The organism is Streptomyces sp. P3, assembly GCF_003032475.1.
In the GTDB taxonomy this organism is placed as follows: Bacteria; Actinomycetota; Actinomycetes; order Streptomycetales; family Streptomycetaceae; genus Streptomyces.
This window is the reverse complement of record NZ_CP028369.1, coordinates 5,801,253-5,821,962: the sequence shown is the minus strand read 5'-3', so window position 1 is coordinate 5,821,962 and position 20,710 is coordinate 5,801,253. Positions and strand designations below refer to the sequence as shown.

17 protein-coding genes and 2 pseudogenes are annotated in these 20,710 nt (G+C 72.1%); 10 read left to right on the top strand and 9 right to left on the bottom strand.

Translation table 11 applies throughout. The annotated features are described in order from the left end of the window. Positions 1 to 23 precede the first annotated feature (23 nt). Positions 24 to 230: a hypothetical protein gene (locus tag C6376_RS25800; protein ID WP_057581840.1), complete on the top strand. Its 207-nt coding sequence runs from the start codon at positions 24 to 26 to the stop codon at positions 228 to 230. A 60-nt stretch (positions 231 to 290) separates the two neighbouring features. Beyond that, a pseudogene (locus tag C6376_RS25795) lies at positions 291 to 434 on the top strand (Si-specific NAD(P)(+) transhydrogenase); the annotation flags it as partial. A gap of 37 nt (positions 435 to 471) precedes the next feature. Here the strand turns inward: C6376_RS25795 and C6376_RS25790 are convergent. Further along, positions 472 to 933: a DUF5709 domain-containing protein gene (locus C6376_RS25790; protein ID WP_107445619.1), complete on the bottom strand. Its 462-nt coding sequence runs from the start codon at positions 931 to 933 to the stop codon at positions 472 to 474. A 344-nt stretch (positions 934 to 1,277) separates the two neighbouring features. On the opposite strand from C6376_RS25790, the gene C6376_RS25785 reads away from it, so the two are divergent. Beyond that, on the top strand, positions 1,278 to 2,750 hold the full coding sequence (locus tag C6376_RS25785) for an APC family permease (protein ID WP_107445618.1): 1,473 nt from the start codon (positions 1,278 to 1,280) through the stop codon (positions 2,748 to 2,750). A gap of 11 nt (positions 2,751 to 2,761) precedes the next feature. Continuing rightward, on the top strand, positions 2,762 to 3,721 hold the full coding sequence (locus C6376_RS25780; protein ID WP_107445617.1) for a hypothetical protein: 960 nt from the start codon (positions 2,762 to 2,764) through the stop codon (positions 3,719 to 3,721). A 43-nt stretch (positions 3,722 to 3,764) separates the two neighbouring features. On the opposite strand, the gene C6376_RS25775 is transcribed toward C6376_RS25780, so the two are convergent. The 3 genes and pseudogenes from C6376_RS25775 to C6376_RS25765 form a co-directional block, all read right to left on the bottom strand. After that, on the bottom strand, positions 3,765 to 6,107 hold the full coding sequence (locus C6376_RS25775) for a glycoside hydrolase family 65 protein (protein ID WP_107445616.1): 2,343 nt from the start codon (positions 6,105 to 6,107) through the stop codon (positions 3,765 to 3,767). Next, the gene (locus C6376_RS25770; protein ID WP_107445615.1) at positions 6,104 to 6,856 is read right to left on the bottom strand and encodes an HAD family phosphatase; all 753 of its coding nucleotides are present in this window, start codon (positions 6,854 to 6,856) and stop codon (positions 6,104 to 6,106) included. Before C6376_RS25770 ends, C6376_RS25775 begins: the two co-directional genes overlap by 4 nt. Before the next feature lie 90 nt (positions 6,857 to 6,946). After that, positions 6,947 to 7,342 (bottom strand): annotated as a pseudogene (locus tag C6376_RS25765) (nuclear transport factor 2 family protein). 55 nt (positions 7,343 to 7,397) lie between these two features. Here C6376_RS25765 and C6376_RS25760 point away from each other — a divergent pair. Both C6376_RS25760 and C6376_RS25755 read left to right on the top strand, forming a co-directional pair. Beyond that, a complete protein-coding gene (locus C6376_RS25760; protein ID WP_107445614.1) occupies positions 7,398 to 8,051 on the top strand; it encodes a nucleoside/nucleotide kinase family protein in 654 nt (217 codons plus the stop codon). Beyond that, the gene (locus C6376_RS25755) at positions 8,041 to 8,637 is read left to right on the top strand and encodes a hypothetical protein (protein ID WP_107445613.1); all 597 of its coding nucleotides are present in this window, start codon (positions 8,041 to 8,043) and stop codon (positions 8,635 to 8,637) included. Before C6376_RS25760 ends, C6376_RS25755 begins: the two co-directional genes overlap by 11 nt. Before the next feature lie 107 nt (positions 8,638 to 8,744). On the opposite strand, the gene C6376_RS25750 is transcribed toward C6376_RS25755, so the two are convergent. The 5 genes from C6376_RS25750 to C6376_RS25730 all read right to left on the bottom strand — a co-directional run bounded on the left by C6376_RS25750 (position 8,745) and on the right by C6376_RS25730 (position 15,141). Then, positions 8,745 to 10,463 (bottom strand): hypothetical protein, encoded by a 1,719-nt coding sequence (locus tag C6376_RS25750; RefSeq protein ID WP_107445612.1) that lies wholly within the window; start codon positions 10,461 to 10,463, stop codon positions 8,745 to 8,747. A gap of 2 nt (positions 10,464 to 10,465) precedes the next feature. After that, on the bottom strand, positions 10,466 to 11,368 hold the full coding sequence (locus C6376_RS25745; RefSeq protein WP_107445611.1) for a carbohydrate ABC transporter permease: 903 nt from the start codon (positions 11,366 to 11,368) through the stop codon (positions 10,466 to 10,468). Then, positions 11,365 to 12,276: a carbohydrate ABC transporter permease gene (locus C6376_RS25740; RefSeq protein WP_107445610.1), complete on the bottom strand. Its 912-nt coding sequence runs from the start codon at positions 12,274 to 12,276 to the stop codon at positions 11,365 to 11,367. Before C6376_RS25740 ends, C6376_RS25745 begins: the two co-directional genes overlap by 4 nt. A gap of 117 nt (positions 12,277 to 12,393) precedes the next feature. Then, complete coding sequence (locus tag C6376_RS25735; RefSeq protein WP_107445609.1) at positions 12,394 to 13,722, bottom strand: ABC transporter substrate-binding protein; 1,329 nt, start codon at positions 13,720 to 13,722, stop codon at positions 12,394 to 12,396. A gap of 273 nt (positions 13,723 to 13,995) precedes the next feature. Continuing rightward, positions 13,996 to 15,141, bottom strand: coding sequence for an ROK family protein (locus tag C6376_RS25730; protein ID WP_107445608.1), 1,146 nt, complete (start codon positions 15,139 to 15,141; stop codon positions 13,996 to 13,998). A 311-nt stretch (positions 15,142 to 15,452) separates the two neighbouring features. On the opposite strand from C6376_RS25730, the gene C6376_RS25725 reads away from it, so the two are divergent. From C6376_RS25725 to C6376_RS25710, 4 genes are all read left to right on the top strand, one after another. Beyond that, positions 15,453 to 16,361, top strand: coding sequence for an N-acetylglucosamine kinase (locus C6376_RS25725; RefSeq protein ID WP_107445607.1), 909 nt, complete (start codon positions 15,453 to 15,455; stop codon positions 16,359 to 16,361). A 190-nt stretch (positions 16,362 to 16,551) separates the two neighbouring features. Beyond that, positions 16,552 to 18,468 (top strand): phosphatase PAP2 family protein, encoded by a 1,917-nt coding sequence (locus C6376_RS25720; protein WP_107445606.1) that lies wholly within the window; start codon positions 16,552 to 16,554, stop codon positions 18,466 to 18,468. Positions 18,469 to 19,006: 538 nt separating this feature from the next. Beyond that, a complete protein-coding gene (locus C6376_RS25715) occupies positions 19,007 to 19,951 on the top strand; it encodes a MurR/RpiR family transcriptional regulator (protein ID WP_107449181.1) in 945 nt (314 codons plus the stop codon). Between the two features lie 305 nt (positions 19,952 to 20,256). Then, positions 20,257 to 20,637, top strand: coding sequence for a hypothetical protein (locus tag C6376_RS25710; RefSeq protein ID WP_173985727.1), 381 nt, complete (start codon positions 20,257 to 20,259; stop codon positions 20,635 to 20,637). The last annotated feature ends 73 nt before the right edge of the window (positions 20,638 to 20,710 follow it).

Sequence of the window (20,710 nt, the reverse complement as noted above, 5' to 3'; positions counted from 1 at the left end):
TTCGGACGCGAGGAGCAGACATCATGCCGACGTCACAGCCCGGCGCCGCCCGGCCCTCGCCGGACCGCACCACCCCGGACAGCCTGCTCCACACCCGCACCGGCACCGAGGTCTCGCCGGAGGACATGGTCCTCGCCACCGGCCGCGACCTCACCCCGCGCAACCTCGCGTGGGCCCGGCGCAAGCTCGACGAGGAGGGCCCCGGCGCGATCGAGAAGGTGCTCCCCTAGAACTCCCCTAGAACCCCCGCCGACGCCTGCGCCGCACCTCTTGCGCCGCCCCTTCCCCGGGGGCAGACGGTGACGGGCTGCTGCGGGACCGTGGACCATCCGGTCGACGCGGTGTTCAACCACCCGACGCCGGCGGAGTCGTGGAAGGTCGCCACCCTCGACGCCTCCAACCGGCTGCGGCAGTTGGAGCGGACGGACGACTGACCGGGGGCCGCGCTCCCCGCTCCCCCGGCGGGCCGGCCTACTCCTCCACGATGTGGACGGCGGCCTCCTCGGCGGCCGCCGCCCCGCCGTCGATGCCCACGTCCTCGGCGATCTCCTCCTTGACGGCGTCCGGGTGGGCGCCCTCGTCGGGGGCCACGAGACGGCCCGCGCGACGGTCGCCCGCCTCGGGGTCGACCGGCTCGCCCTCTCCGTCGGGCAGGTCGCCGACGCCGTCCCCGGCCGGCGCGGACACGTCCGGGACCTCCTGGGCGAGGCGCTGGTCGAGACTCTCTCCGTCGTGCTGCTCGGCCGCGGTGGTGCCGTACTTGGTGACGCCGAGCGGTTTCTCCGGCGGGGAGTAACCCTCGTCGAGTGCGTCGTCGTAGGTGCGTTCGTCGACGGCGTCCTGAAGGTCGAGCGGAGCCCCGTCCTCCTGCTCCTCGCCGGATCCGGTGGGCTGGTAGACGTCGTCGCCCCTCGCCTCGGACTCCGTGCTCATGGGGTGCCTCCTCACTGGCCGGCCTGCTGTTCTCCCCGTCCGCGTTTCCCGTGCGGCCCGGTCCAATCGCGACACATGCCACCTGCACGGGCGGCCGCGAAGATTACCCACCCGTCAATCTTGAAAGCTCAAGAGTTGCGGCTATAGTCACTCGCACACTCGGTGTAACCGTCCGCCGACGCAGTGCTGAAACAGTGTCCTTGCGCGCCCCTCCCCGCCGACGTTCCCGAGGCCATCCCTCTCGCGCGGCGGTGCTCCACACAGCTCCACGGTCCCACCCTCACCCCCCATTCACCGCCGGACCCTTCCCTCCTCCGGCGTGCACGACGAAAGCAGCGCCAACCATGAGCAACAGCACCGGCAGAGGGCTTCAGGCGAATGTGCTGAGCACCTTCGACACGGTGGTGATGGCGGTCGCGGGCAGTGCTCCCGCCTACTCCATCGCCGCCACCACGGCGGTCCTGGCGGGCGCCGTGGGCCTGGCCGGCCCGGCGGCCCTGCTGTACTGCGCGATACCCATGCTGGGCATCGCGCTCGCGTTCAGCCGGCTCAGCCGGATCGACGTCAACGCGGGCGCCAGTTACTCCTGGGTGGGGCGCACGCTCCACCCCTTCCTCGGCTTCATCAGCGGCTGGGCGCTGGTGATCTCGGCGACCATCTTCATGGTGGCGGGGTCACTGCCGGCCGGGTCGATGACGCTCGCCCTGTTCGACGAGGACCTCGCCGCGAACACCGCGCTGTCGACCGTGGTGGGCGCCGCCTGGTTCCTGGTGATGCTGGCGGTGGTGCTGGGCGGGGCCCGGCTCACCGTGCGCGCACAGCTGATCATGTCAGGGGTCGAGCTGACGATCCTGGCGCTGTTCGCGGTGCTCTGCCTGTTCCACTCGGACAACTCCCTGCCGTTCGACTGGTCCTGGTTCGGCTTCGGCCACTTCGACGGGGTCTCCGGCTTCGCCGCCGGCGCGCTGGTCGCCGCGTTCTACTACTGGGGCTGGGACGTCACCAGCAACCTCAGCGAGGAGACCCGCAACAGCCGCCGTACGACAGGTCTGGCGGGACTGATCGGCGTGGGCGTCGTCTTCCTCCTCTTCGAGGTCTTCACCGTGGCGGTGAACATCGTCCTGAGCTCGCAGCAGATCGACGACAACGGCGCGAACGTGCTGGCCGCGCTGGGGGAAGAGGTGTGGCCGGGCTGGGGCGGCAAGCTGCTGATCGTGGCCGTGATGCTGTCCACGGTCGCCACGTTGGAGACGACCCTCATCCAGGTGACGCGCTCACTGTTCGCGATGGGCCGCGACCGCACGATGCCGTCGGCGCTGGGCCGGGTGCACCGCACCTGGAACACGCCCTGGGTGGCGATCGTGGTGGTGGGCGCGGTGGCGCTGGTGCTGTTCGTCGCCTCCAACGCGCTGGGCTCGGTGGGCGACATCCTCGCCGACGCGATCTCGGCGATCGGCCTGCAGATCGCCGTCTACTACGGCCTCGCGGGTCTGGCGGCCGTCGTCGCGTACCGCAAGACCCTGCTGAGTTCGCCGTCCGACTTCGTCCTCGGCGGGCTGTGGCCGCTGCTCGGTTCCGTGTTCATGTTCTGGGTGTTCGTGGAGTCGCTCGGCGAACTGGCGCCCACCGCCATCGTCATCGGCATCGGCGGCCTCGCCGTGGGTCTCGTGCCGATGCTCTGGTACTGGCGGCAGGGCAGTGAGTACTACCGGCCCGCCCGGCTGGACGCCGCGCGGACCGTCGAGACCGACTATGTGCCCGACGGGCGCCCGGACGGGCGAGCGGTCGTCCACGAGGGCCTCTCCACCGACTTCTGAGAAGGAACGTGATGGCGCGGGACCGCTTCGCTCCCGATTTCGACCCCGACTGCGGGGACGCCCCTCTTTCCTCCGTCAAGCACGACATCGTCATCGGACGCTGGCAGGGTGTGCGGGAACTGCTGCGGTCGACCGGGCCCGACTGGCTCGCCCGCGGTCACCGGATGCGGACGCTCGCGCAGGCCTGCGCGAGCAGTTCCACGGTGGAGACCTGGCTGGCCGCCGAGCCGCACAGTGCCGACGCGCTGGTGCTGCGCGCGGCCACGGAGACGGCCCGGGCGTTCAGCCTGGCCATCTCCGCGGGCCGGGGCGCGCCGATCGACCAGACCCGGGTCGACGCCGCGGTCCTGGCGTGTCTGGCCGCGACCGAGGCCTATCTGGACGACCCGACGCCGTGGACCTCACTGATCTCGGTCGCCCGCCTCTACCCGGCCGGGGTTCGACGGCAGGAACTGGCGCGCTGGTGGGACGAGTTGCACCAGCGCGACCCTTACAGCATGGAGGGGCACCTCCAGGTCCTGCACTACTACTCCGCCCGCTGGCACGGCTCGCACGGGCTGATGTACGACTTCGCCCGGGACGCTGCGGGGGTGGCTCCGCCGGGCTGCCCGCTGCCGGTGCTGGTGCAGTACGCGCGCGTGGAGGAGTTCCGCCACTCCCTCGACACCGCGCACGGCCCTTCCGCCTCGGTGGCCCTCGCCCAGCACTGGAACAACGACGGTGCGGTCAGCGACGTCCGCCGCACCTGGGAACGCTGGTTCGCCGGCCGCGGGGAGGGCGCCGTCGCCCCGGGTGAGCTGCGCGACGTCAACCACCTGGCCCACGCGGCGTGCGCGGCGCGGGTCCGCGATGTGGCGGCCCCGCTCCTGGCCGGACTCGGCCGCCGGGCGACGCGCACACCGTGGTCCTGCACGGGCGACCCGGCACAGCAGATCGTCAAGTACCGCAAGGACCACGGAGTGCGCGACTGAGGGTGGGGCGCGGGTCCCCGTCGCCTGCGGAAGCGTACTGCCGTCAGCGGAAGTTGGGGCCCCGGTGCGTCGGCTGGCGGGGCGTCGGACGGGCCGGGACCGGCGGCGCGGGGCGCACGACGGGACCGTCTCCGTTCACGTGGACGGGCTCCCCGTGGTGGCGGATCGTCAGCGGCGCCCCGGACAGCAGGGTGTACGCGGTCTTCTCCGGTCCGATCTCCACCCGCAGGCAGCGGCCGAGCACCTGCACGCTGAAGGCGAGGCGGCTGAACCGCTCCGGCAGCCGGGGCGCGAACCGCAGGCTGTCCGCGTCCCTGCGCAGCCCGCCGAACCCGGCGACCAGGGCCGTCCAGGTGCCGGCCAGGGACGCGATGTGCAGTCCGTCCCGGGTGTTGTGCTCGAGGTCGGCCAGGTCCATCAGCGCGGCCTCCGCCGTGTACTCGTAGGCCAGCCGCAGATGTCCGGCCCGGGCGGCGACGACCGCCTGGCAGCAGGCGGACAGCGAGGAGTCGCGGACGGTCAGCGGCTCGTAGTAGGCGAAGTTGCGGGCGAGCTGTTCGTCGTCGAAGTGGCCGTCGCAGGTGTACATCGCCAGGACGAGGTCCGCCTGCTTGACCACCTGCTTGCGGTAGAGGTCGAAGTAGGGGAAGTGCAGGAGCAGGGGGTACTGGTCGGGGCGGGTGCCGTCGAAGTCCCAGTGCTGGTAGCGGGTGAAGCCGGCGTGCTGTTCGTGGACGCCGAGATCGTGGTTGTAGGGCACGGACATCGCCTCGGCCGCGTCCCGCCAGGCCGCGCTCTCCTCGTCGTCGACGCCCAGCCGGGCGGCCTCCTGCGGATGGCGTTCGACGGCCTCCGCGGCGGCGAGGAGGTTCGCCCTGGCCATGAGGTTGGTGTACACGTTGTCGTCGGCGACCGCGCTGTACTCGTCGGGGCCGGTCACCCCGTCGATGTGAAAGTGGCCGTGCGCGTCGTGGTGGCCGAGCGCCCGCCACAGCCGGGCCGTCTCGGTCAGCAGCTCGACGCCGGTGCTCCGTTCGAAGTCGCGGTCGCCGGTGGCCTCCACGTACCGCACCACGGCGTCGGCGATGTCGGCGTTGACGTGGAAGGCCGCCGTCCCGGCCGGCCAGTAGGCCGAGCCCTCGGACCCCTCGATGGTCCGCCAGGGGAAGGCCGCGCCGCGCAGACCGAGCTGGGCCGCGCGCTCCCGGGCCGCGGGGAGGGTGTTCTGCCGCCAGCGCAGGGCCTCGGCGACCGCCACGGGCGCGGTATAGGTGAGCAGGGGCAGCACGAACGTCTCGGTGTCCCAGAAGGCGTGGCCGTCGTAGCCGGAGCCGGTCAGCCCCTTGGCGGGGATGGCGCGCTGCTCGGCGCGGGCGCCGGCCTGCAGGACGTGGAAGAGGGCGAAGCGGACGGCCTGCTGGATCTCCTCGTCGCCGTCCACCTCGACGTCCGCGCGGGTCCAGAAGTCGTCCAGGTAGGCGCGCTGTTCTTCGAGGAGGCCCTCCCATCCGCTGTGCCCGGCCGCGGCGAGGGCGGCCTCCACCTGATCGCTCATCGCGGGCCGGGAGCGGACCCCGGACCAGCCGTGGGCGACGAGCTTCTCCACCCGCAGCCGCTGGCCGGGCTCCAGCACGGAGGTGATGGTCAGCCGGGCCACGTCGACGTTGCTCTCGCTGCTGAGGGTGGTCCGCTCGGGGCCGCTCACCTCGTGGTCGGCGGCCACGGCGACGCGCAGCCCGCTGCGCTTCGTGCGGTGGACCAGCCGCAGCCGGCGGCCCACCGCGACGTCCTCCTCGGGTTCCAGCGGCGACTTCAGGGCGCGGGCCGTGCGCGGGTCGCCGTCGGGGTCGGGCAGGCTCTCGTTGGTGACCAGCTCGGACTGGATCACCACCCGGGAGCGGCTGCCGACGGCCTCCACCTCGTAGGCGACGGCGGCGACGGCCCGCTGGGCGAGCGACACCAGCCGGGTCGAGCGCACCCTGACCGTGGAGCCGGCCGGCGAGGTCCACTCGCAGGTGCGCTCCAGCACGCCGCGCCGCAGGTCGAGCACGCGCTCGTGCGCGACGAGCCGGCCGTAGCGCAGGTCGAAGGGCTCGTCGTCGACCAGCAGCCGCAGGATCTTGCCGTTGGTGATGTTGATGACCGTCTGCCCGGATTCGGGGTAGCCGTAGCCCGCCTCGGCGTAGGGCAGGGGGTGCAGTTCGTGCACGCCGTTCAGGTAGGCGCCGGGCAGGCCGTGCGGCTCGCCCTCGTCGAGGTTGCCGCGCCAGCCGACGTGGCCGTTGGAGAGCGCGAACACGGACTCGCTCTGGGCCAGGACGTCCAGGTTGAGCTGCGTCTCGCGCACGCACCACGGCTCGACGGTGTAGGACCGGTCGGTGATCACGCGTCCCCTTCCTGCCCGATGAGGTCGTCCAGATCCTTGACGACGACGTCGGCGCCGTGCGCGTACAGCGCGTCGGTCTGTCCGACCCGGTCAACGCCGACGACGTGCCCGAAGTTCCCGGCGCGGCCCGCGTCCATGCCGGCCAGCGCGTCCTCGAAGACGGCCGCGTGGGCGGGCTCGACGCCCAGGTCGCGGGCGGCTGCCAGGAAGGTGTCGGGGCGCGGCTTGCCGGGCAGGCCCCGCTCAGCCGCCACGACGCCGTCGACGCGGACGTCGAAGAGGTGCTCGGCGTGGATGGAGCGCAGCACGTCGCGGGTGTTGGCGCTGGAGGAGACGATCGCCGTGCGCAGGCCACGCGCGCGTACCGCCTCGACATAGCGCACAGTGCCGTCGTACGGCTCGACGCCCTCGGTGCGGATCCGCTCGAGGAGCAGCTCGTTCTTGCGGTTGCCGAGTCCGTGGACGGTCTGCGCGTCGGGCGGGTCGGCGGGGTCGCCCTCGGGCAGTTCGATGCCCCGGGAGGCGAGGAAGGTGCGGACGCCGTCGGCGCGGGGCCGGCCGTCGACGTACTCGTCGTAGTCGCCGGCGGAGTCGAACGGCCGGTAGTCCGTGCCCTCGCGCGCGTGCAGGAACGCGTCGAAGGTCTCCTTCCAGGCGGCCGCGTGCACCACCGCCGTACGGGTGACGACCCCGTCGAGGTCGAAGAGGCAGGCCTGGATGTCGTCGGGAAGACCGAGCGTCGTCGTCATACAAGCCCGGTTCCCCCACAACGCCTCTCCCAACGGTGTGGCGCGCGCCACATCCTCTCGCCACATGATTCCGTGACGCCGCCCGGTCGGTCAGTCATGGGGGAAGGAGTGGTGCTCGTGCGCGATCAGCCAGCGGCCGCGCTCCTTGCGCAGTCCGAAGGTGAGCCGCAACCGCAGGCCGGGGAAGTCCGCGAGCTCCTCGGGCGTGCCGCAGCGCAGCAGCGCGTGGGCGTAGGCGACGTCGTGACCGGCGGTGACGTCGAGGGTGTCGATGTCGAAGCGGGCGCCCTGGGCCTGCCAGGCGAAGAACGGCGGCTAGGCGGCCCGGTAGGCGGCAAGACCCCGGATGCCCTCGTGGGGCGCGGGCACGTCGTACATCACCAGGTCCTCCGCGTGGTGGTCGACGACCGTGTCGAGGTCGCCCCGGTGGACGGCGTCGGCCCAGCGGGTGATCAGGGTGCGGATCTGCGTCTCGTCGTCGGACACGGGCGTCCTCCTCTCCTTGCGGGTCTCCTGCCAGGAGACTGCGACACTCTGCTGTGTGCTCACTTTCGACGATCTGGTCCGGCGGGCCCGCTCCCTCGCCGGGGACGGCGGCCGGCGCACCCTGCTCGGCATCGCCGGCAGTCCAGGCGCGGGCAAGACGACTCTCGCCGAGCGCCTGGTACGGGAGCTGAACGGCGCGGGGGAGCCGTGGGCCGCACAGGTCCCGATGGACGGCTTCCACCTCGCCGACGTCGAGCTGGACCGCCTCGGCCGACGGGACCGCAAGGGTGCGCCGGACACCTTCGACGCGGCCGGTTACGCGGCTCTGCTGCGTCGGCTGCGGGAGGAGACGGACGGCGGGGACGTCGTGTACGCGCCGGGCTTCGAGCGGGTGCTGGAGCAGCCGATCGCGGGGTCCGTGCCCGTCCCGCCGCAGGTGCGGCTGGTCGTCACCGAGGGGAACTACCTGCTCCTCGGCACGGGGGCGTGGGCACGGGTGCGGGCCGCGCTGGACGAGGTGTGGTTCTGCGAGACGGACGAGGACGAACGCGTCCGCCGGCTGGTCGCCCGGCACGAGGAGTTCGGCAAGGGGCACGAGGAGGCGGTGGCCTGGGTGCGCCGGAGCGACCGGCTCAACGCCGAGCTGGTGGCGACGACGCGGGACCGGGCCGACCTGGTGGTGCGGGTGGGAGGGCCGGATGGGGCTTGACCTCACCGTGCTCGCGCTGGACTGGGATCGGCTGGAGCGGACCCCGGCGGCCGGGCGGCAGGAGCTGCTCGCCGAGGCTGCGTGCCCCCAGGGGCCGGACCCGGACGGCGCGCCCGAGGTCGGCTGGGTGTTCCCCGCCTCGCCGAAGGTGCCCTGGTGCGGCCGCTACGAGTTCCACAGCACCACCGGGTCCTACGCACCGCACTTCTGGGCGGGCGAGGGCTGGGACGCCGCCCGCGGGTTCGCCGACCCGGCGCTGCGGGACGCCCTGGACGGCTTCCTCCTCCCCCTGGTCCGGGACGAGGACGACATGCCGGGGGCCGGCCTCCTCCCCTCGGACGGCACTGCGTGGGGCATGCGCCTGCTCCTCGTCGGCCCGCCCGTCCGGGTGGCCGGGCTCGCCGCCCACTGGGCCCGCGCACAGCCCCTGCTGGAGGGTCTGCGCACGGAGTACGGCCGGCACGCGGCACGCCCCGGCGGGTCGATCGCGGACTTCGACGCGTTCACGGTGCTGCTGCGCGAGTGGGCGGTGGTGGTCGACGAGGCGGCGCGGCGCGGCTGGGGACTGCTCGGGCTGCCTGTCTGAGGACCGGACCCGGTTGCCTGCCGCGCCCGGCGTAGGCGTCAGCGCACCGGGGGCGCGCCGTGGGACGTCGTCCGGTCCTCGGACGAGCGGCGAGGGCAGGCGTCCCGTCACACGGCCGGTGCGGGCCGGCCGGCGCGCAGTGCGAGGGTCAGGGTGTGCGGGCCGAGTCCACCGAGGCAGACGCGGTTCCCGGTCGTCGCGTCGGTGCCGCCCACCACGGTGTGGTCCTGGCCGGGGTCGTACCGCAGGACGTCGCTCCGGTCCGGCCCGGCGAGCGGCTCGCCCGCCTCGACCACGGCCTCGACCCGGATCTCGTCGTCCCCGACCCGGTAGGTGATCGGCTCCGTGGTCAGGCACCGGCGTCCGTCACCGATCGGTTGGCCGCCCTGCGTCACGCCGCCCGGCCGGAAGGTCAGTTCGAGCGCCCAGGGCACCCGCGGTCCGCTGATGTCGATGCGCAGGTCGGCGCCGTCCTCCCGCAGGTCGGCCTCGACGCGGGTCGTGTGCGAGACCTCGTCCCGGGGCCGGTCCGCGAAGGACATGGCGGCCGAGAAGCGGCCCTCGTCCGCCATCCGGTAGGCGCCGTCGTCGCGCCGCCGGTCCTTCGGGAGCGGCTGGTAGTAGGCGGCCGTGAGGGTTTCGGTGAGCAGGTAACGGTTGTCGGCGAGCTTTCGCATGTCGGCGGCGCGGAACGGGCCCAGGTCGAAGAAGCCGCGCGAGAGGCGGACCGCGTCGAGGACGGCGTCGCCGGCGAACAGCCGCAGGAAGGTGGGATTGCAGGCGAGGCCCGAGCGGATGCGCCGGTGTTCCGGCACGTCGGAGCCGCCGTACACCACCGTGTGCGCGGTGGCCGAGGCGTGTGTGGCCAGGCGCGCGGTGGTGACGTACCGGTCGCGGGGCAGCTTCTCCGCGGCCGGTGCGGGCAGTGCGCGGCACAGGTCCGGGGTGAGGAGGGTCTCGGCGAGCAGGTCGGGGTCGTCGATGCCGCCGGCGGCCGCCTGCCGCGCCGCGCGGGCGAAGTCGCCGCGGCCGGTGCGGACCGCGAGCAGCCGGTAGTGGGGCAGGTAGGGCGCCAGCGGGAACGGATGGTACTGGTCCTGCCGTCTCGAGTGGACGGTCTCCACCGTGCCGTCCGGCCTGATGAGGTCCAGGGTGGCGGTGAGATTGCGTTCGACGGCGTCCAGCAGGTCGGCGCGGCCGAGGACGCCGGCCAGCAGCAGCAGCGACGGGTTGGACACATGGGCCGCGTAGTTGGCGCTCCGTTCCGAGTACAGGCCCTCCGCGTCGATGTCGACGCCCTCGGCGAGCCATTCCTCGACGCGGTCGAGCAGCCGGCCGTCGGGGAACGAGCGGTGCAGTCTGGCCAGTGCCGCGCACAGCTCCCAGCGGTGGTTCGGGGTGTGGATCCCGCCGGTCAGGAGACTGCCGCAGGCCGCGCCGGCGATCTCGGCGAGCACGGCCGCGACCTCGCCCAGTTCGGGCCCCGCGTCGGCGGCGAGGACGTGCGCGTCGCATACGTCGTTGACGGTGAAGGCGGAGTCCGGCGGTGACTGCACGTTGTCGCCGCCGGCGAAGAGGCCGGTGGATGTCTGCGCGGCCCGCAGGGCGCGCAGATGGGTCGTCGCGGCGGCGACGGCCCGGCCACTGCCGTGCAGGGCCGAGTCCGGGGAACGGTATGCCGCGATCAGGGTCTTCACCCGGCGGGCCAGCGCGCGGTGGGGCAGGCCGGCGGGTTCCTCGTCGGGGCGGGCCGCCACCGGGGCGGCCTCCCGGTCGGCGGCGCGGGCCACCGCGCGGACGAACTCGTGGTCGAGCGGGGTGGGCACGGTCAGTCCTTCAGTCCGGCGTTGATGTCGGCGCCCATGACGTAGCGCTGGAAGACGAGGAAGACGAGGATCAGGGGGATCATGGAGATCACCGAGGCACCGAGCAGCACCGACCAGTTGATGTTCTGCGCGCCGACGATGCTCTGGATGCCGATCTGCACGGTGAACTTGTTGGGGTCGTTCAGCATCAGCAGCGGCCAGATGTAGTCGTTCCACCGCCACTGGAACGACAGGATGGCGAGGGTCAGCATGATGGGCCGGGAGAGCGGCATCATGATCCGCAGGAAGATCGACAGTTCGCGCGCGCCGTCGATGCGTGCGGCTTCCACGAGTTCGTCGGGAACCGTCAGGAAGAACTGGCGGAACATGAAGCATCCGGTCGCGGTGAGCACGGCCGGGAGGATGATGCCGGCGAAGGAGTTGTAGAGGCCGAGGTTGCGGACCACCAGGAACTCGGGGGCGAGCATGACCTCCGACGGCAGCATCGTGGTGGCCAGGATGCAGAGGAAGAACGCCTTGAGCCACCGGTTGTCGTACTTGGCCAGCGCGTACCCGGTGCAACAGCTGACGCCCACCGTGAGGATCGTCGTGATCACGCACACGATGGCCGTGTTGATGAAGTACTGGGAGAAGTTGGCGCTCTCCCACGCCGCCTTGAACCCCGACAGGGTGGGGTTGTGCGGAACCAGCGTCAGCGGATAGGAGAAGAGGTCGCTGGCCGGCTTGAGGGAGCTGAGGATGAACCACAGCACCGGCAGCCCGTACAGGCACGCCAGGATCCACAGCAGTGTCGTCGCGGGCACCGCCCGCCGGAGTCCGCCGCCGCCCGCGTCGCGGGACCGCTTCTTGGAGACGGTCCGTCCGGAACCGGCGTCGACCGGGCGTGGGATGTCTGTGGTTGTCATCGGTTCTCCACCCGCCGGTTGACGATCAGCTGGATGATCGCGACGGCCATCAGGATGAGCATGAGCACGAACGACGCGGCGCTCGCGTAGCCGATCTGGCCCCGTTTGAAGCCGGTCTCGTAGATGTACTGGACGAGCAGGTTGTTCGAGGTGCCGGGGCCGCCGTTGTTGAGGGCGACGAACACCGGGTATTCCTTCATCGCGTTGATCGTGTTGAGCAGGATGACGATGAACGAGGTGGGCGCGATGCTCGGCAGCGTGATGCTGATGAACTGGCGCCACGGACCGGCGCCGTCGAGCGCGGCCGCCTCGTAGTACGACACCGGCACGTTCTTGATCGCCGCGATGAACAGCAGCATCGAGAAGCCCGTCCAGGCCCAGGACGCCGCCATGACCACCACGATGAGCGACAGGTCCGCGTTCGACTGCCACGGGACGGCACTGCCGCCGAGCTGCTCGATGACGTAGTTGACGAGTCCGAAGTTCTCGCCGAACAGCCACCGCCACAGGACGCCCACGACGATGGGAGACAGCAGCCACGGGATGAAGAAGATGACGCGGGCCACCGACGCGCCCTTGGCGTGTTTGTTCACCACCAGGTTGGCGGCGAGCAGCGAGAGCCCGAAGTTCAGCGGGACGAAGAGCACGGCGTACAGCAGCGTCCGGGTCAGCGCGTCGTAGAAGGTGGAGTCCCCTACCAGGTTGTGGTAGTTGTCCAGCCCGACGAACTGGAACGCCCCCACGCCCGTGTAGTTCGTGAACGAGTAGACGAGCCCGATCACCGCCGGCCACACGAAGAACAGCGAGAAGAGCACGACATTGGCCGCGATGAGGACGAGCGGCGCGAGGACGTAGGTGCTGCGTCTCCTGGGCGGGCTCACGGACACGTCCGAGGCGCGTTTTGTCATCTTCCTGACTCCGTGCTGGTGGATGGGATTGCCGTGGGCTCACCCCGTGAGCCCGGCATCACGTGCGCGTGCGGGGCCGGGCGGCGGTGTCGGGACACCGCCGCCCGGCCCTGTGGCCTACGATCCGCCGCCGACCTGCTGGTTGTAGCCGGCCACGATGTTCTCGAGGGCCTTGTCCGCCGACTGCTGCCCGTTGATCGCCTTGCCGAGCTCCGTCTTGGTCGGGTCCTCGGTCAGGCTCTTGCCCTTCAGCACCCAGTTCGTCTGCGCGCCGTTGAAGTAGCCGGAGATCGGGGCGTAGAGCGGGATCTCCTCGTTGTACAGCTTGAACGCCGCCTGCGCCGCCTCGGAGGTGAAGGGGTACTTGGGGTTCAGACCGCTCTCGACCGGCAGGAACCCGGAGGTCTCGCACAGCGTGCGGTAGTGGTCCGGCTCGTACAGCCAGGACATGAACTTCGTCGCGGCGGTGGCCGCGGCGCCGTTGTTGTTGAAGCCCACCATCAGGCCGCCGCTGTTGACGTCGGAGGCCTGAACCGGCTGGGCGGGGGTCGGGACGCTCGCCCACTCGAACTTCTTGATGCTCTCCGCGAAGGAGGCGACCTGCCACACGCCGGACCAGTAGGCGACCACGTCACCGCTCTGGAACATGGCCGACGGGTCGGCGCCGCTGGTCCACACCGACTTCGGCATGGTCTTGTCGTCGTTCAGTCCGACGAAGTAGTTCACGGCCTTCTTGGTGGCCTCGTCCGCCGAGAACTTCCCGGAGTCGTCCGCGTGGACGTACTTCCCGCCCATCTCGTACACCATGGCGCGGAGCCGGGACGGCGACTGGTCGAAGGTCAGGGAGTACTTGGCGTTGGTCTTCTCGCGGACCGTGTTCGCCGCCTTGATGAAGTCGTCCCAGGTCCAGGTCTTCTGCGGCGAGGTCGGGAAGGCGACGCCGGCCCTCTCGAACAGCGACTTGTTGATGTACAGGCCGGACGCGGTGACGTCCGAGGGGATGGCCAGCACCTTCCCCGACGAGTCCTTGGCGATGAAGTTGGCGTTGATCTTGTTGGTCTTGTTGTTGGCGATGGAGCCGAGGTCGATCAGCTTGCCCGACCAGATCGGGTCCAGCGCCGGCACGGCCGCCACGTCGGGCAGGGAGTTCGCCTGCGCGGCGTTCTTCAGCTTCGTCGCGTAGCCGTCGTAGGGGATGTTGACGAGCTTGACGTCGACGCCGGCTTCCTTCTTGTACTGCGCCACCAGCTTCTTCCAGCCGGCGTCCTGCCCCGGAACGGTGGAGATCCAGAACGTCAGCGACTTGGAGTTCCCGCCCGAGTCGCCGTCCGACCCGCAGGCGGAGAGCAACAGGGCACCTGCCGTGGCCACGGCAGCGAGGGGAACCAGACGGCGTATGCCGCCGAGGCCGAGTCGGCGGGAGCGCCGCACACCCACACTGGTCATCTTCGATCCCTTTTCGTCGTAGGGGACGGAGCACGGCGCCGAACGAGGCGGCACGGGTGCAGTTTGCAGGAAAGTTGCTTTCCGAGGGTGCGGCCTCGCCCGGCCGCATCGCCTTGACGGGTGGGATCCCCGGCCATGAGGGCCGTCGTCGCACAAGCGCGCCCTCGTGCGGCTGCCGTACTTCGCGTACCGGCGGGATGCTCAACCCAAGCCGACGTCCCGGCCGACTTAGAAAGCGCTTGTCCGGACATTGGCAGACCGAGTCCGAAGCCGTCAATCCTTGGGCCGCGCGGCCTGGGTCACGGTTTGGACTCCCCGGGCGACCGCGAGCCGTGCGGCGCCCGCGACGGTGCCGGAATCGCCGACCGTGCTGCTGACCACCTCGGTGGGCCAGCTCAGCCGCGCCAGCTCGGCCCGCACACCGGGCAGGAGCTGCGGATCCGCACCGGTGCTGCCGCCGAGCACGATGAGTCCGGGGTCCAGTACGGCGGTCACCGCGGCGGCGAGCCGGCCCACGTCCGCTGCGTGCCGGCCGACGATCTCGCCCGCCGTGGCCGTGCCCGCCCCGGCGAGGGCGAAGAGTCGCTCGGTGGTGCGCGGACAGGGCCCGTCCGCGGCCTCCCAGGCCTCCCTGGCCCGGCGCAGCAGCGAGCGTGCGCCGATGTACTCCTCCAGGGCCTCCTGGCGCGGCTCGCGGCCGTCGTCCCAGGGGTAGGGCAGCCGCGCGAGCTCTCCCGCGGCCCCGTTCGAGCCGCGCAGCACCTGTCCCCCGACCACGATGCCGAGACCGATGCCCACGCCGATCCGCAGATAGCCGAAGGTGTGCCGGCCCCGGGCGGCTCCCTCGTGCAGTTCCGCGAGCGCCGCGCAGTTGACGTTGTTCTCCAGCTGGACGGGCACGCCCGGGGGCAGCGCGACCGCCATGGCGTCGAAGGCGGGGCCGGCCTTGGCGGTCGCGGGGCGCATGCCGCTGCCCAGCCGGTCCCGCGCGGCCACGTCGCCGACGGCGACCACGATGGAACGCAGCGGCACGCCGTCGGGCAGCACGTCGAGCGCCTCGCGCACGGCGTCGGCGGCGTCCTTGCGGGAGGCGGTGGCCTCGGCGAGCAGCGCGCCGTCCAGGGCGCAGCCCCTGACGCGGGTGACGGCCGGGCCGAGATCGACGGCCAGCACCGCGCCCGCGGCCGGACCGAGGCAGTAGACGGCGGCGGAGCGGCCGGTGCCGCTGGAGGCGGTGCCGGAGTGCGCGGCGAGCCGGGCGGCCTCGAGCTCCGCCACGGCGGAGGACACCGTCGGCTTGGACAGTCCCGCGAGACTCGCGAGCTGCGGCCGGGTCGCACTGCCCGCCTGGGCCAGCACGGCGAATACGGCGCTGGCGCTCTCGGTCAGGCGGGGGGCTTCCACCACGTCGAGTTCCACAGTTTCCCCCACACGGGTACAGGGCCGCGCGCACCGGACGCGATCGTCCTGGCGGGCTGCGGCGATGGGATGCACCGACGTCGCGCGTGCCCGCCCCGCGTGGCCGGCCGGGCCACGCGGTGGTCGAGTGCGCGATTCCTCTTGACGCACTGTACTTCGTTAGTTAACTTCCTAACGAACTTCACGGTACTCGCCTGCCGTGCTTCGTCAGAGGCCCGTCCCGGGGCTTCCCTAGTTTCTCCATGCCTGTTCCCTCGGTCACGGTTCGCCCGCCGTCGCAGCACGTCAAGCGCATCGACGAAAGAGGATCCGTGCAGGACTCCCCCCCTTCGAGCCCCCTCGTGGTCGGCGTCGACGTGGGCGGCACCAAGACGCATCTGCGCGCGCTCGCGGGCGACCACGTCGTGGTCGACCACGTGCGCGCCAGCAGCGGCTGGCAGCCGCACGACCCGGCGGCCGCCGCGCACTGGCTGGTCTCCCTCCTCCGTGAGGCGCTGCCGGCGGGCACGCGTCCCGCCGCGCTGGCCGTGGGGGCGCACGCCTGTGAGACCCCCCTCCAGTGCGCGCGGATCCGCGTCGCGCTCCAGGAACTTCTCGGCGCGCCCGCGCACCTCGTGGGCGACGCCGAGTTGCTCGTTGCGGCCGCCGGTCTGGACAAGGGCGTCGGCCTCGTGGCCGGCACCGGCTCGGTCGCGGTGGGACGGCTTCCCGACGGGGCCCCGGTCCAGGTGGGCGGCTGGGGTGCGGTCCTCGGCGACGAGGGCGGCGCCGCCGGGCTCGTCCGGGAGGCCGCCCGGGCCGTCTGGGCCGCCCACGACCGGGGTGACGCCCCCGACGCCCTCGCACTCGGCCTGATCTCCTCCTTCGGCGTGCCGGAGGTCCCGGCGCTCGGTGCCGCGCTGGAGAGCGCGGTCGACGTCTCCGCCGAGTGGGGGCGGCACGCTCCCGTCGTCTTCGCGGCCGCCGCCGACGGCTCCGCCCTCGCCCGGTCGGTGATCGCCCGGGCGGGCGAGGACCTCGCGTCGCTCGTCGCACGGCTCGCGGCACGCGGGGTCGCGGTCGACGACGTGGTCGTGGCGGGCGGCACGGTACTCGGACAGCCCGCCCTGTACGAGGCGTTCGCCGACGCGCTGGGCGCGGCCGTGCCGGGAGCGCGGCCGCAGCCGCTCACCGTGCCGCCGGTCGAGGGCGCGGTGGCACTGGCGCGCTCGCTGCTGTGAGCCGCCGCCGGCACGTTCACCCGCAGGACACGCACCGGTCGCCGGGGCCTCGCGAAAGCGACACGACCCGGCCGTAGATCTTCGCTCAGACGCGTCACCCGGCTCACGGGGCGTCGCAAGACCCTCGGACCGCAGTCGCGACCCCTTCCCTCGGGCCCTTCGGCCGAGGCCACTCCAGGAAGGCACATCCATGCCGTCACCCGCCGGGCTCAGCTCTCCGTCGGCCGTGAACAGAAGGCGTTTCCTCAAGTTCTCCGTGGGCGGGTCGGCGGCCCTGGTGGCCGCCCCGACGCTGGCCTCGTGGCTGGCCCCCGCGGACGCCAAGGCCGCGACCGCTCCGCTCCCGTTCGTCGACGACTACAAGACGAACGTCATGGCCAACCTCACCCCCGAGACCAACGCGGTGATCCGCGCCCTCGGCGGCTTCGCGCAGGTGTGGAAGACCGGCGGCGCCTGGAACACCGGCACGCCCCTGCGGCCCGACATCCTGCGCGCCAACGTGCGCTACTGCGTCGCGGTCACCCGGGCGCGCACGGAGGCGCAGGGCAAGGAGGCCTTCGTCTACGACCGCCAGCACCAGAGCTACTCGACGATCGCCGGCCTGGGCCCCCTGACGGATCTGTACAGGGCCGGAGCCAAGGCCGTCACGTCGATCACCGCCGCCCCGGACGGCATCCCCGCCACCAAGATCGACGACGCCGTGCCCGCCGGCGCGCCCGCCGGCTCCGCGCTCGGCGCCGGTTCGTACGCCTCCGAGCTCGGGCTGGTCGCCAAGCTCGTCGACACGGTGCGCGGCAACTACGCCTCGGGCAACCCGAGCAAGTACGCCTTCCAGTACCCGCGGCCGTGGCGCATGAACGAGAACAGCGAGGTCGTCGACACCGGGAAGACCGACGCGCTCGGCTTCCCGGTCTACGACTCCGAGGTCGTCGTCGTGCCGCAGCTGCTGCGCCAGCGCAGCAGCTCGCCCACGGACGACGGCGGATTCCCGAGCGGTCACACCAACGCCTTCCACCTGGCGTCGCTGGCGTACGCGTACGCCGTCCCCGAGCGGTTCCAGGAGCTGGTGACACGCGCCCTGTATCTGAGCCACACCCGGATCGTGTCCGGCATGCACTCCACCGTCGACGTCATCGGCGGCCGCATCATGGCCACCGCGCTCGCCGCCGCCACGCTCGCCGACCCGGCCAACGCCGAGCTCAAGGCGGCCGCCCGCGCCCAGGCTCTGGCCTACTTCACCGAGAAGACCGGCACGACCGCCGACACCCTGTTCGCCTACGCGCACTCCGACGCCGACGACGAGTACGCCGACCGCGAGGCCAACGCCCGCGCCGTCGGGCCCCGGCTGACCTACGTCCTCACCAGGGAGGGCCGCAAGGAGCCCCTGACCGTGCCCAAGGGCGCGGAGGTGCTGCTGGAGACCCGGCAGCCGTACCTCACCGCGGCCCAGCGCCGGGAGGTGCTGCGCACGACCGCGTTGCCCTCCGGGTACGTGCTGCTGGACGGCTTCGAGCAGTGGGGCCGGCTCAACCTGTTCGCGGCCGCGGACGGTTACGGCGCCTTCGACGACGACGTCACGGTCACCCTGGACGCCTCCAAGGGCGGCTTCCAGGCGGCCGACGCCTGGCGCAACGACATCGCGGGCGAGGGCGGTCTGACCAAGCGCGGTTCCGGCACGCTCACCCTGACCGGGCACAACCGCTACCACGGCGGCACCGTCGTCGAGGCGGGCGTGCTCGTGGCCGGGCACGCCGGCGCCCTCGGCCAGGGAGACGTGCGGCTGACCGGCGGCACGCTGCGCGCGGGCGAGCCGGTGCGGGTGCGCGGCGCGTGGGCCCAGGGGGCCGGCGCGGTGCTCGATCTGACGCTGCGCGGGCATCACGGGCCGGCCCTGACGGTGTCCGGGCGGGTGCGGCTCGACCGGGGCTCGGTGCTGTCGCTGCGCTTCGACGCCGACCGGCCGCCGGCCGCGGGGACGACCGTGCCGGTGATCGCGGCGTCGGTGCTGCGCGGCCAGTTCGACCGCGTCGAGCTGGACTGCGGTCACCTTCGGGCCGTACCGGTGTACACCGCGCACGGCCTGTCGGTACGTCTGCTGAAGCGGTAACACCCGTCGTGGCGGGAGCCGACCCGGTGCGAGCCCGCGCACCTGCCGGCCCGCTCCCGCCACCACCCGGCCGGTGTCGACCCCGGGCCTGTGTCGACCCCGGGCCGATGTCGACCCCGGGCCGATGTCGACCCCGGGCCGATGTCACCCCCCTCGGGCCGGGTCGGCTTCCGGGCCGACGTCACCCTCGGGATCGATGAGGGCGCACCTCGGAACGCCGGCAGGCGGTCCGGCCAGGGCTCCGCGCGACGGAGGTGACGCCGGGCCCCTGGCAGCCGCCGATGCCACCGAACCCCTCGCGGCCGATAACCACTCCCCCGGACGACCCGAGACGACGCCGAGCCCGGGCGGCCGGAGACGACGCCGGGCCCCGCGCGGCCGGAGACGACGTCGGGGCTCCGGGCAGCCGGTGACCGGCATCGGGCCCAGGACCGCGTCGTACCGGCGGTAATCCGCGATCACCGAGGGTGCGCGGAGGCGTCCTCGCCCGCTCTCGGCCCTCCCTTGCCGGGCGGGCCCCTGAGCTATGTTGAGCCTCGTGGAAGACAAGGGAGGCGCACCGGCGCCATCGCCGCAGCAGGCACGCGCACAGGCATCCGCGATCACCTCGGGCAGAACCGGGCCGGAGACGGAGGTGTCGCCGACCTCCCGGCTGCGGGCGCTCTTCGACGGGCCTCAACTCTCCCCGGGACAACGGCGTATCGCCCAGTATCTGATCGAGCACATCACCGAGGCGGCATTCCTGTCGATCACCGACCTCGCGGACCGGGTCGGCGTCAGTCAGCCCTCGGTGACCCGGTTCGCCGCGGCGGTGGGCTTCAGCGGGTATCCCGCGCTGCGGGAGAGGCTCCAGTCGATCGCGCTCGGCGCGCTGGCCGGTGGCCCGGCGGCGGAGGTGAACCGCAGCAACGAGCTGCAGGCGGCGGTCGACGCGGAGATCGAGAACCTGGAGAACCTGCGGCGCGACTTCGCCGACCCCGACCATGTCATCGACGTCGGCCGGCAGCTCTCCCAGTCGACGCCGCTGACCATCCTCGGGCTGCGCATCTCCGCCTCGCTGGCCGAGTACTTCGCCTACGCCGCCCGCCGCGTCCACCCGGACGTGCGGCTGGTGACCCGGGGCGGCAGCGTCGCGTACGACGCTCTGCTGCAGTCCCGGGAGGCGGGCGGGACCTGGGTGCTGGCCTTCTCGATGCCCCGGCACGCGCAGGAGACCCTGACCGCCGTGCGGGTCGCGCGCAGCGCCGGCCTCAAGGTCGCACTGATCACCGACCTCGCGCTGGGGCCGGTGGCCGACGAGGCCGACGCCACCTTCGCCACCGGCACGGGCTCCCGCCTGGTCTTCGACTCGTACGCCGCCCCGGGCGTGATGGCCGCGGCGCTGCTCCAGGCGATGACCGACGCCGGCCCCGAGCGCACCCAGGCCCGGCTCGAGGAATACGAGCAGATCGCCGAGCAGCACCAGTTCTTCCTCCGGGAATGACCGTTTGATCCAGGACCACCCCCCTCCCACAGAGGAGACCAAAGGAACCATTACGGGCATTTCACGCATGAATGTTTTCATACGTCTTGCAAAGCCGTCGGCATATATAAATACTGCTCACGGCCGCACCCGCCCGCGAAGGGCTCCTGTACGGGCACCCGGAAGACCGCCGTCCCTACCCACGTCGGCGCTCGGGGTGCTCGGGGCATCGCTTGCGCGAGCGCCCTAGGCGGCCCCGGTCATCCCCTGGACCGGGGCCGCCCCGAACCGTCGGACCACCGTCACGACGCCACATACCGGAAGCGATGATCATGACTCTGACGACGACGCGCATCAGCTCGGACTGGCCGTGCCAGGTCAAGACGCCCGGCAGCTACGACTGGGAGCGCTCGGCCGCCAAGTGGCTGCGTGAGCTGGTGCCCGCGCGGTACGCGAGTTACCCCGCCCTGCTGCGCCACCCGGTGCTGCTCGCCCGGCACGCGCAGATCCAGGTCCAGAACGAGGTCCGGGTCGCCCGTACGGCTCTGCAGACCGCTCGCGCCGACCTCCCCCGGCTCGGACTGGCCGAGTCCGTCATCGAGCACACCATCAAGATGTACGCGGCCGAGGTCATGCAGCTCCAGCACATCGCCCGCAGCGTCCGCGCCGTCACCCAGGCCCTGACGGAGCACAACGCCGGGCGCTGAGCGGGGTGTCGCAACGATGTCCTCGCAGGCCATAGCACCTGGCGGGAGGGTTGTCGCAAGACCTCGATCTGAT

Bases quoted from the DNA above. Each gene is read 5' to 3' on its own strand.
- C6376_RS25800 (WP_057581840.1), top strand. From the start codon at position 24: ATGCCGACGTCACAGCCCGGCGCCGCCCGGCCCTCGCCGGACCGCACC.
- C6376_RS25790 (WP_107445619.1), bottom strand. From the start codon at position 933: ATGAGCACGGAGTCCGAGGCGAGGGGCGACGACGTCTACCAGCCCACC.
- C6376_RS25785 (WP_107445618.1), top strand. From the start codon at position 1,278: ATGAGCAACAGCACCGGCAGAGGGCTTCAGGCGAATGTGCTGAGCACC.
- C6376_RS25780 (WP_107445617.1), top strand. From the start codon at position 2,762: ATGGCGCGGGACCGCTTCGCTCCCGATTTCGACCCCGACTGCGGGGAC.
- C6376_RS25770 (WP_107445615.1), bottom strand. From the start codon at position 6,856: ATGACGACGACGCTCGGTCTTCCCGACGACATCCAGGCCTGCCTCTTC.
- C6376_RS25755 (WP_107445613.1), top strand. From the start codon at position 8,041: ATGGGGCTTGACCTCACCGTGCTCGCGCTGGACTGGGATCGGCTGGAG.
- C6376_RS25745 (WP_107445611.1), bottom strand. From the start codon at position 11,368: ATGACAACCACAGACATCCCACGCCCGGTCGACGCCGGTTCCGGACGG.
- C6376_RS25740 (WP_107445610.1), bottom strand. From the start codon at position 12,276: ATGACAAAACGCGCCTCGGACGTGTCCGTGAGCCCGCCCAGGAGACGC.
- C6376_RS25735 (WP_107445609.1), bottom strand. From the start codon at position 13,722: ATGACCAGTGTGGGTGTGCGGCGCTCCCGCCGACTCGGCCTCGGCGGC.
- C6376_RS25720 (WP_107445606.1), top strand. From the start codon at position 16,552: ATGCCGTCACCCGCCGGGCTCAGCTCTCCGTCGGCCGTGAACAGAAGG.
- C6376_RS25710 (WP_173985727.1), top strand. From the start codon at position 20,257: ATGATCATGACTCTGACGACGACGCGCATCAGCTCGGACTGGCCGTGC.